The organism is Roseateles subflavus, assembly GCF_030285365.1.
Classification (GTDB): domain Bacteria; phylum Pseudomonadota; class Gammaproteobacteria; order Burkholderiales; family Burkholderiaceae_C; genus Roseateles_B; species Roseateles_B subflavus.
In genome coordinates, this window is the sequence record NZ_JASVDS010000002.1 from 1,134,242 (window position 1) to 1,144,518 (window position 10,277).

Consider the following 10,277-nt stretch of genomic DNA (forward strand, 5'->3'; position numbering starts at 1 on the left):
CCCCGGCCCGTGGCGCGAGCGGGGGTCAGCGCGTATGCGAGGTCAGCTTCGACAGCGGCGAGGCCACCCCGATGCCCGGCGCTGCTCGGCGGGCGCCGGCATCCTGCGAGGGCTCGAGGGCGGCCTTGTCGTCGTCGTCCATGAGCTGCATGGCCTCGGGATTGCGACGCATGGCCACGCCCACGGCCAGGATGTCGATGACCAGCAGGTGCAGGATGCGGCTGACCATCGGCAGGTGGGTGCTGACGTCCTCGACGTGGTCGATGATCAGCGCCGCGTCCGCCTTGCGTGCCAGCGGGGACTGGCTCGCCGTGATGGCGATCACCGTGGCGCCGTGGGCATGGGCCTTCTCGACCACCTCCATCAGCTGGGGCAGGCGCCCGGAGCTGCTGATCACCACGGCCACGTCGCCGGGGCGCAGGACGTCGGCGGCCAGCTGCTGCAGGCGCGGGTCGGTGTAGGACGCGCAGGACACGCCGAAGCGCAGGAACTTGAACTGCGCATCCTGCGCCACCACGCCGTAATGGCCGGCGGCATAGAACTCGATCCGGCCGGCCTGCAGCATCAGCTGGATGGCGCGGTCGATCATCTCGCGGTTGAGCTGGCTGCGCACCTGCAGGATGGCCGAGGCGGTGTTGCCGAGCACCTTGGCACCCAGCTCCACCATGGAGTCGTCCATGTTCACCTGCGTGTGCGTCACGGGCACGGTGCCCGTGAGGCCCGAGGCCAGCCGCAGCTTGAAGTCCGAGAGGCCCTCGCAGCCCAGCGAGCGGCAGAAGCGGATCACCGTGGGCTGGCTGACCTGCGCGGCGCGGGCGATGTCCGCGATGGGGGCGTTCAGCACGTCACGCGGGTGCGCCAGCACATGCTCCGCCACCCGCAGCTCGGCCGGCGACAGCTCCGTGCGCGCCCGCCGGATCTGACCGAGGATGGCGGCGCCGGTGCTGCTCTGCAGGCTCTTGAGCTGCGAGTCCAGGATGGCGGAGGCGCCCTTGAACGTGGCGTTCTCCGCCGTGATCACATAGGTGGGGATGCCGGCGACGTAGCTGCTGAAGCGCCCCTTGTCCTCGAAGCGGCTGCGGAAGGGCGAGCGGGCGAAGTAGTCGCCCAGGCGCGGCACGATGCCGCCGCCGATGTAGATGCCGCCCAGCGCGCCGAGCGTCACCGCCAGGTTCGCCGCGGCGGTGCCGAGGAGGGCGCAGAACACCTCCAGCGCCTCGCCGCAGACGGCATCCCGGCCGTCCAGCGCCGCCTGGGTGATGTCCGGGGCGGTCAGCGGCTTGGCCGCTTCGCCGGCACGGTCGGCCAGCGCGCGGTAGATCAGCTCGAGGCCCGGGCCTGACACGAGCCGCTCGAAGGAGACGTGGTCGAACTGCCGCCACGCGAAGCGCAGGATGGCCAGCTCGCGCTCGTCGCGGGGGGCGAAGCTGGTGTGGCCCCCTTCGGAACCGAGCGAGATCCAGGCATCGCCCGCGGGGATCAGGCCCGAGACGCCCAGGCCCGAGCCGGAGCCCAGCACGCCCACCACGCTCTGGCGCCGCGCCTCGCCCCCCCCGATCTGCCGCAGCTCCCCCGGCCCGAGGCGCGGGATGGCCATGGCCAGGGCGGTGAAGTCATTGACCACCACCAGCGTGTCCAAGCCCAGGCGCTGGCGCATCTCCTCGATGGAGAACTGCCAGTGGTAGTTCGTCATGCGGACGAGGTCGCCTTCCACGGGGTTGGCAATGGCGATGGCCGCATGCTCGATGCGCGTCCCGCCGAGGCCGTCCAGGTAGGCGGAGACGGCGGCGTGGAAGTCCGTGTAGTCGGCACAGCGCAGCGAGGCGCTCCGGCTGAACTCGCCCGGGCTGCTCTCCAGGGCGAAACGCGCGTAGGTGCCGCCGATGTCGGCAATCAGGCGGGGGCTGTCGTAGAGGCTCATGGGATGTCCAGGGGTGTAACGCGACTACAGCCGGCAGGCAACGGGGAAATGCCCAGGGCTGGTGCACCGACGCCGGCCGGGCGCTGCCTGTGTCGGGCCGCATTTGCCATATTGTGGAACGAAATGGCTGTGTCTCCGGGGCGAAGCGGGGAATCTTCCATTGGAGGGCGGGCGGGGCGGCGGCGTGACGTGCGGGTCACCTGCGGCTAGGACATGCGAGAGCTTGTCATGCGCTTGTAGTTTTGCTACCTTCTTGGAATTGAAATGCGCTTGTAAAACTACAGGCCTTGCGGTGAGCCGGCACCCGGCGCACCGGCACTGGAAAGTGAATCCATGAGAGACATGAAGACGCGGCCGCGGGTGCCGCCCCTGGAGCGCGCGGGCCTGGCCCGGGCACCGGTCGTGCTGCCGCGAGGCAGCGGCGACGACGGGGGATGGCGATGAGCGGCGTGGCGGCTCGCTACCCGTGGCTGGTGGCAGACGTGGGGGGCAGCAACGCCCGCTTCGGCTGGGTCACCGGCCCGGCGTCGGGGGTGCAGGCCCGGCGCAGCTACGTCGTGCAGGACTTTCCCAGCCTGGAGGCGGCCGCTCGGCGCTATCTGCAGGACCTGGCGGACGAGGCCCGGGCGCGGGGCGAACGGTTCGATCCGCCGCGCCAGGCCGCCGTGGCCGTGGCCACCGCCGTGGCCGGGGACGAGGTGGTGCTGACCAACAGCCACTGGCGCTTCTCCCGGCAGGCGCTGCAGGCGGCGCTGCAGGTGCAGGGGCTGCTGGTGCTGAATGACTTCGAGGCCCTGGCGCTTTCGCTGCCGGGACTCCAGGCCGGGCAGCTGCGTGCCTGGGGAGCCTGCCCGCTGCCGCCCGCCGGATGCCTGGCGGTGATCGGGCCGGGCACGGGCCTGGGCGTGGCGGCCGTCGTGCAGACCGCCCGCGGCTGGCTGGCTCTGCCGGGCGAGGGAGGGCACGCCACGCTGGCCCCCGCCGATGACTTCGAGAGCGCGGTGCTGTCCCACGTCCGGGGCGCCTTTTCCCATGTGTCGGCCGAGCGGCTGCTGTCGGGCATCGGCCTGCCGACGCTGCATGAGGCCGTGGCGGTCGCGATGGGACTCGGCGTGCCGGCGGAGGCGCTGGCGCCGGAGCAGATCGTCGAACGCGGTCTGCAGGGGCGCGATGCGGTCTGCGAGCGCACCCTCGACAGCTTCTGCGCCATGCTCGGCGGCTTTGCCGGCAGCGTCGCGCTGACGCTCGGCGCGCGGGGCGGCGTGTACGTGGGCGGCGGCATCGTGCCGCGCCTGGGCGACTACTTCTTCCACTCCCGCTTCCGGGAGCGCTTCGAGGCCAAGGGCCGCTTCGCGCCCTATCTGGCCGGGATCCCGACCGCCCTCATCACCGACACCCAGGCCGCCCTGGGCGGCGTGGCGCTGGCGATCGAGCAAAGCTTTTGATCGTCCTGAGTGCCTGCCTTCTGAAAATGTAGTTGGCCTACATGGCGTGACGAAATTCAGGGGACAGCGAGGGACTGTTGAGCGGAAATAACAGGGGAATACCCTTGATGTTGGCGACAAATTTGATGCTTTTTGGCATCGAAGCCTTCAGATAAGGGTTTTCTTCGTGTTGTCTGCAAATCTAGTTTTAGTACAGAATTGTTTCAGTGTCAGGGTTCCATGGCGCCGCAGTCCCAGCCGTCCTGAGGGGCGCGGCAGCAGTTGTTCAAAGAGCTACAGGAGACAAGGATGAAGACCGTGCAAGTCCATCGTGACACCTTCCGTTTGAGCCCCGTCGTGGCAGGGTGCGCCCTGCTGATGCTGGCGGCGGGCGCCCAGGCGCAACAGGCGCAGACCGACAACAAGCTGGACACGGTCACCGTGACCGGCATCCGCAAGGGCATCGAGGATGCGATCTCCGTGAAGAAGAACGCGACCTCCGTGGTCGAGTCCATCTCCGCGGAAGACATCGGCAAGCTGCCCGACATCAGCATTGCCGAGTCCATCTCGCGCCTGCCCGGCCTGGCCGCCCAGCGCGTCAATGGCCAGGCGCAGCAGATCAGCATCCGCGGCACCGCCCCGGACCTGTCCTCCGCGCTGCTGAACGGCCGCGAGCAGGTCAGCACCAGCGGTGACCGCTATGTCGAGTACGACCAGTACCCGTCCGAGCTGATGAGCGCCGTCACGGTCTACAAGACGGGCGACGCCGCCCTCGTGGGCCAGGGCCTGGCCGGCACCGTGAATCTGCAGACCGTCAAGCCGCTGAACTTCAGCAAGCGCACGATGGCCTTCAACGTCCGCGGCGAGAAGAACTCCAATGGCGCGATCGCCGATGGCGCCCCCTCGACGGGCAACCGCGTCAGCGCCTCCTACATCGACCAGTTCGCCGACAAGACCCTGGGCGTGGCCCTGGGCTTCGCGCACAGCGACCACCCGGTCAGCCGCTACCAGTTCGAGACCTGGAACTGGGTCAAGAACGGCGGCAACCTGAGCGGCGCCGGCGCCGCCGACAAGAACGCGCTGTACCCGCAGGGCTTCAAGGGCCTCGACTACGTGGGCCGCGAGAAGCGTGACGGCGTGATGGGCGTGCTGGAGTACCGTCCGAACGCCAACTTCACCTCGACCCTGGACGTCTACCACTCCAAGTTCAGCTTCGACGAGACCCGCCGCGGCATGGAAGTGCCGTTCGAGAACTGGTCGGGCGCGAACTTCAACTCGACCACCCTCACCAACGGCCTGGCGCTGTCGGGCACGGTGCAGGCGACGCCGGTCGTGCGCAACAACATCCTGACGCGCTCCGACAAGCTGAGCGCCGTGGGCTGGAACAACAAGTGGGTGGCCGACAAGTGGACCACCGTGCTGGACATCAGCCACTCGACGGCCGACCACGACGAGACGCTGATCGAGATGAACTCCGGCCTGGGCGCGGACACCATCACCTACAACTACGCCGGCCCGGTGCCGACCTTCACCTTCGGCAAGACCTACGACAACAACGCCACGGTCAAGCTGGGCGGCCCCTTCGGCAATGGCTACGTCAACGTGCCGAGCTTCCGCGACAAGCTGGACGCCGTGCGCCTGGACTTCTCGCGTGATCTGGACGGCGGCGTCGTCACCAGCGTCGACTTCGGCCTGAACTACTCGCGCCGTTCGAAGAGCCGTCAGCACCTGGAGACCGGCTTCAATGCGCTGAAGACGGACTTCGCCACGGCCGACCTGCTGGCCCCGACGGACCTCTCCCGCGTGGGCCTGCCGTCGATCCTGGCCTGGGACATCGACAAGGTTCTGGCGCACAACTTCGGCCCGGTCACGCCGGCCGTGCTGAACCCCTGGGGCGCCACCAAGAACTGGGCGATCAAGGAGAACGTGACCACGGCCTACGCCAAGGCCAACCTGGAGACCGAGCTGTTCGGTCGCCCGGTTCGCGGCAACGTCGGCCTGCAGGTCGTCAACACCGACCAGAGCTCCACGTCCAACACCCTGCTGCAGTGGCCGCTGGCCTCGCTGGTGCCGGTGGAAGACGGCAAGAAGTACACGGACGTGCTCCCGACGGTCAACCTGTCCTGGAGCCTGCCGGACCAGCAGCAGCTGCGTTTCGGCGCCGGCCAGTCGATCGCCCGCCCCAAGCTGGATGACCTGAACGCCTCGTTCCAGGTGGGTCTGTCCGCCGGCAACACCGGCACCCCGAGCGGCAGCGGCGGCAACCCGAAGCTGGACCCCTGGAAGGCCGACTACGTCGATCTGTCCTGGGAAAAGTACTTCGGCAGCAAGGGCTACGTGGCCGTCGCCGGCTTCTACAAGCGCCTGAAGTCCTACATCTACAACGTCACCACGCCGTTCGACTTCAAGGACTACCCGCTGACTGGTACCGCGCCCGATGGCACGCCGATCAAGCCCAGCACCACCCTCGGCACCATCACCCATCCGGAGAATGGTGAAGGCGGCTCGCTGCGCGGCCTGGAGTTCTCGCTGTCCGTGCCGCTGGAGATGGTCAGCCCCTCGCTGAAGGGCTTCGGCGTGCAGGGCAACCTGTCGCTGACCAACAGCTCGATCAACGTCAAGGACTCGCGCTTCGGCGACCAGAGCCTGCCGCTGCCCGGCCTGTCCAAGAGCGTGCTGAACCTGACGGCCTACTACGAGGACCACGGCTACTCCGTGCGCGTCAGCCAGCGTCATCGCTCCAACTTCCTGGGCTCCATCGGCGGCCCCGGCGGTACCAGCGAGAAGACCTTCATCAAGGCGGACACGGTGGTGGATCTGCAGCTCGGCTACGAGATCCAGGAAGGCACCTACAAGGGGCTGTCCTTCCTGCTGCAGGTCAACAACCTGACGAACGCCGCCTTCCAGACCTTCTCGGGCAGCGAGGACCGCTACCGTGGCTGGGAGAAGTACGGTCGTCAGACCCTGCTGGGCGTGAACTACAAGCTCTGATCGCTCTCTTTCGCACCAATGCCTTCTTTGAACCGGCCGGGGAAACCTGGCCGGTTTTTTTCTTGGGCATCGCCGGGCCCGGCAGGGGCAGGGCGCCTGAAGAAAGACGGCATCTTGGGCAGGGGCTTGCCCTTTGCCCGGGCTTGGCTAGCATGCGCGGACTCTCACGCCAAGGACTGGTCCATGAACGACACCCCCGCCACCGACACCCCCGCTGCCGGCACCCACACCATCCACCTGCAGCGCGTGCTGCGCGCGCCGCCCGAGCGCGTGTACCGCGCCTTCCTCGACGCCTCGGCCCTGGCCAAGTGGCTGCCGCCGCACGGCTTCACGGCGCAGATCCATGAGCTGGACGCCCGGGTGGGCGGGCGCTTCCGCATGTCCTTCACGCACTTCGGGAGCGGGCACAGCCACAGCTTCCACGGCGAATACCTGGAGCTGGTGCCCGCGACGCTGATCCGCCACACGGACCAGTTCGACGACCCGAACCTGCCCGGCGTGCTGACGGTGACCATCCGCCTGCGCGCGGTGTTCTGCGGCACCGAGCTGGAGGTGGTGCAGGCGGGCATTCCCGCCGTCATCCCCAAGGAGGCCTGCCTGATGGGCTGGCAGGAGTCGCTGATGCTGCTGGCGCAGCTGGTGGAGCCCGAGATCCCGGGCTGAGCGCCCAGAGGGGCACGCGGCGCGTCCGTCATGTGCCAAAGACGGACGCCGCGCCCCCGGTGCCTGCCCGTGAAGACCCGGTGGCCGGATGGCCAGGGAGCGTCTACAACAGCGGCTTCACTGCACGGAGACCGCCATGCCCCGACCATCCTGCCGCCTGCTTCTGACGCTCGCCCTCGCGGCCCTGCTGCAGGCCTGCCAGCCAGCCGGGCCGGGGCCGGGGACGAGCGCTTCGGCACCGGCGGCCTCGGCTGCCTCCGGCCGTGTGCAGGCGACGCTCGCGGGCTACCACGACAGCACCGGCCGCGAGGACGCCTTCGCCGGCGGTGTGCGACTGATCCCCATCACCACGCCCAAGGGCACGTTCAAGGTCTGGACCAAGCGCGTGGGCAACAACCCGCGCATCAAGGTCCTGCTGCTGCACGGTGGCCCGGGCGCGACGCACGAGTACTTCGAGGCCTTCGACAGCTTCTTCCCGGGCGAGGGCATCGAGTACTACTACTACGACCAGCTCGGCTCGGCCTACAGCGACCAGCCCAAGGACGGCAGCCTCTGGGAGCTGGACCGCTTCGTGGAGGAGGTGGAGCAGGTCCGCCAGGCGCTGAAGCTGGATGCGTCCAACTTCTACCTGCTGGGCCATTCCTGGGGCGGCCTGCTGGCCACCGAGTACGCGCTGAAGTACCAGCAGCACCTCAAGGGCCTGGTGATCTCCAACATGATGGCGAGCATTCCGGCCTACGTCCGCTATGCCGAGACCACGCTGATGCCCGCCATGGACCCGAAGGTGCTCAAGGAGATCCTCGCCATCGAGGCGAAGAAGGACTACGAGAACCCGCGCTACATGGAGCTGCTGATCCCGCACTTCTATGAGCACCACATCCTGCGCATGCCCGCGAGCCAGTGGCCCGACCCCGTGAAGCGCGGCTTCGACAAGACCAACAAGGACGTCTACATCCCGATGCAGGGCCCGAGCGAGATGAGCTCCAGCGGCAAGCTCGAGAAGTGGGACCGCATGGCCGACCTCGCCAAGATCACCGTGCCCACGCTGACCATCGGGGGCCAGTTCGACACCATGGACCCGAAGTACATGGAGAAGATGGCCTCGGCGATGCCCAAGGGGCGCCATCTGCACTGCCCCAAGGGCTCGCACATGTCCATGTATGACGACCAGGCGACCTACTTCCAGGGCCTGATCCGCTTCATCAAGGACGTCGACCAGGGGCGCTGAGGCCTATCGGCGCGGGCCGGTCGCGGCGGCTCAATCCGTCACGCGCCCCCGCAGGGCCTTGACGCCGGAGCGCTGGCTCTTGGCGTCCAGGCGCCGGCGCTGCGAGGCCCGCGTGGGCCGGGTGGCACGGCGCACGGCCGGCACATGGCTGGCGGCATCGACCAGCGCCTGCAGCCGCGCCAGCGCGTCGGCCTTGTTGCGCTCCTGGCTGCGTTCCGTCTGGGCCTTGATGACGATCACGCCGTCCTGCGTCAGCCGCCGGTCCGCCATCGCGAGCAGGCGGGTCTTGAGCCAGTCCGGCAGCCGGGATGCCCCGACGTCGAAGCGCAGCTGCACGGCGCTGGAGACCTTGTTGACGTTCTGCCCCCCCGGTCCCTGCGCGCGCAGGGCCGTGAACTCGACGTCGTCCGGGGTGAGCGTCAGCGGCATGGCGGCTCGGCGCGGCGCTCAGATCGCCCGGCCGTCGAAATGGTGCACGTGGAGCTGGTCGAGGTCGACACCCTCGACGCAGCGCACGTTCACCGCGGCGACCTGCTGGCCCTTCGGGTCCCGGCCCTCGCCATGGGTGTGGATGCCGCAGCGCGGGCAGAAGCGGTGCTGGATGACGTGCTTGTTGAAGGTGTAGCTCGCCGCGGCCTCGTCGGGCGTCAGCAGCTGCAGCTGCTCGCGCGGCATGAACCACAGCAGCGAGCCCCGGCGCCCGCACAGGCTGCAGTTGCAGGCCAGCGCCTCCTTGAATTCGCCTTCGAAGGTGAAGGCCACCTGGCCGCAGTGGCAGCTGGCTTTGTAGGGCATGACGTGCTCCTGGATCAGGGGGCTCAGCGGGGTGCCGTGGGCAGCTTGGTGATCTGCACGCTCACGATCTTCCACTGGCCCTCGCGCTTCACGTAGAGGTCGATGTAGCGGTAGTCGGTCTCGAAGGGCTTGTCGCCGTAGCTGCCGCTCATGTGGGTGCGGCCGCTGAGCACGGCCACATCGCCGTACAGGCGGACCTCGAAGTCCTGGACGGTGTACGGCGCGATCTGCAGCTGCGGGTCCATCAGCCCGGCGACGAAGCTGTCGATGTCCTCGAGATGCCCTTCGCCGTCGATCTGCCGGAAGTCCTCGGCCATGTTGCCGGCAATGGCGGCGCGGTCCTTGGCCACGATGGCCCGGTCCCAGCGCTCGGCCTGGGCCTGGAGCTGGGCCTTGATCTCCGCCTCGGCGGCCGGGGTGCCGGGAGCCACGCCGGATGCGGCCCTCGCGACGGCGGAGGCCGTGGAGGATGCTGCGCCGGGCGCCGCCTGGGGGGTGCTGTTCTGCGGGCTGCAGGCGGCCAGCGCCAGGGCGGACAGAAGGGCGAAGGCAAGGCGCGGCGGTCGCATGGCGGGTCCTCGAAGTGGAGCGCGCAGCATAACGGCAGGCTGGCGTGCCTGGCGGGTTCGGGGCGGGCCGGCCGCGGCGGGTGCTCGCTATGATCCTGCCGTTCACGATCATCGTTCCGAGGAAAGTCCCCCATGTCGTCCATCCAGATCCATCTTGGCCACGCCCCCTTCGTGCTCGGCGCCAGCCGTGAGCAGCTGCGCGCCGCCGCCGGCGAACCCGATTCCGTGGAGGTGCTGGCCGCCGAGGAGGGGCAGGAAGCGATGGAGCACTGGTACTTCGCCGAGGCGGGCGTGGGGGCCTCCTTCTTCGAGGCCGACGGCTGGCGTCTGGGCGAGCTGGAGTTCTCCGATGGCCGGTGGACGCTGGGTGACGAAGCCGTGATCGGCTGCCCGGTGGACCGACTGCCCGGCCTCGTCAAGGGCCTGAAGCTGGGCCGTCTCAAGGGTGCGCAGGCGGTGGAGGGCGGCGGACGATGCCATGAGTGTCCCGATGCGGGCGTGGCTTTCTGGGAGGCCGGCGGCGTGATCGCGAGCTTCAGCATTTTCCCGGCCTACGAGGACGATGGGGAGACGGTGAGGTGGCCGTGAGCTTTTGCCCCTCGCCCAGGCTTGCCGCGCTGGACGCGGGCAAGCCTGGGCGGTCCCCCGAGGGGACGGTGTGGTTTGCGGCCTCGAGCCGCAAACCA

General features: G+C 68.7%; 9 protein-coding genes. 5 read left to right on the forward strand and 4 right to left on the reverse strand.

Annotated features, from left to right (window positions below; genetic code table 11):
* Positions 1-25: 25 nt before the first annotated feature.
* Positions 26-1,921, reverse strand: coding sequence for a glucokinase (locus QRD43_RS10860; RefSeq protein WP_285982475.1), 1,896 nt, complete (start codon positions 1,919-1,921; stop codon positions 26-28).
* Between the two features lie 434 nt (positions 1,922-2,355).
* Here QRD43_RS10860 and glk point away from each other — a divergent pair, with 434 nt between their 5' ends.
* From glk to QRD43_RS10880, 4 genes are all read left to right on the forward strand, one after another.
* Complete coding sequence (gene glk, locus QRD43_RS10865) at positions 2,356-3,366, forward strand: glucokinase (protein ID WP_285982476.1); 1,011 nt, start codon at positions 2,356-2,358, stop codon at positions 3,364-3,366.
* Between the two features lie 288 nt (positions 3,367-3,654).
* Complete coding sequence (locus tag QRD43_RS10870) at positions 3,655-6,336, forward strand: TonB-dependent receptor (RefSeq protein WP_285982477.1); 2,682 nt, start codon at positions 3,655-3,657, stop codon at positions 6,334-6,336.
* A gap of 183 nt (positions 6,337-6,519) precedes the next feature.
* The gene (locus tag QRD43_RS10875; RefSeq protein ID WP_285982478.1) at positions 6,520-6,999 is read left to right on the forward strand and encodes an SRPBCC family protein; all 480 of its coding nucleotides are present in this window, start codon (positions 6,520-6,522) and stop codon (positions 6,997-6,999) included.
* 136 nt (positions 7,000-7,135) lie between these two features.
* Entirely contained in the window at positions 7,136-8,227 is a 1,092-nt protein-coding gene (locus tag QRD43_RS10880; protein ID WP_285982479.1) for a proline iminopeptidase-family hydrolase, read from the forward strand.
* A gap of 30 nt (positions 8,228-8,257) precedes the next feature.
* Here QRD43_RS10880 and arfB read toward each other — a convergent pair whose 3' ends face one another.
* From arfB to QRD43_RS10895, 3 genes are read right to left on the reverse strand one after another with little or no spacing between them, the layout of a single operon-like run.
* Positions 8,258-8,656, reverse strand: coding sequence for an alternative ribosome rescue aminoacyl-tRNA hydrolase ArfB (gene arfB / locus QRD43_RS10885; RefSeq protein WP_285982480.1), 399 nt, complete (start codon positions 8,654-8,656; stop codon positions 8,258-8,260).
* A gap of 18 nt (positions 8,657-8,674) precedes the next feature.
* Positions 8,675-9,022, reverse strand: coding sequence for a GFA family protein (locus QRD43_RS10890; protein WP_285982481.1), 348 nt, complete (start codon positions 9,020-9,022; stop codon positions 8,675-8,677).
* A 23-nt stretch (positions 9,023-9,045) separates the two neighbouring features.
* Positions 9,046-9,591: a nuclear transport factor 2 family protein gene (locus QRD43_RS10895; protein ID WP_285982482.1), complete on the reverse strand. Its 546-nt coding sequence runs from the start codon at positions 9,589-9,591 to the stop codon at positions 9,046-9,048.
* 132 nt (positions 9,592-9,723) lie between these two features.
* On the opposite strand from QRD43_RS10895, the gene QRD43_RS10900 reads away from it, so the two are divergent.
* On the forward strand, positions 9,724-10,179 hold the full coding sequence (locus tag QRD43_RS10900; RefSeq protein ID WP_285982483.1) for a hypothetical protein: 456 nt from the start codon (positions 9,724-9,726) through the stop codon (positions 10,177-10,179).
* Positions 10,180-10,277: the final 98 nt, after the last annotated feature.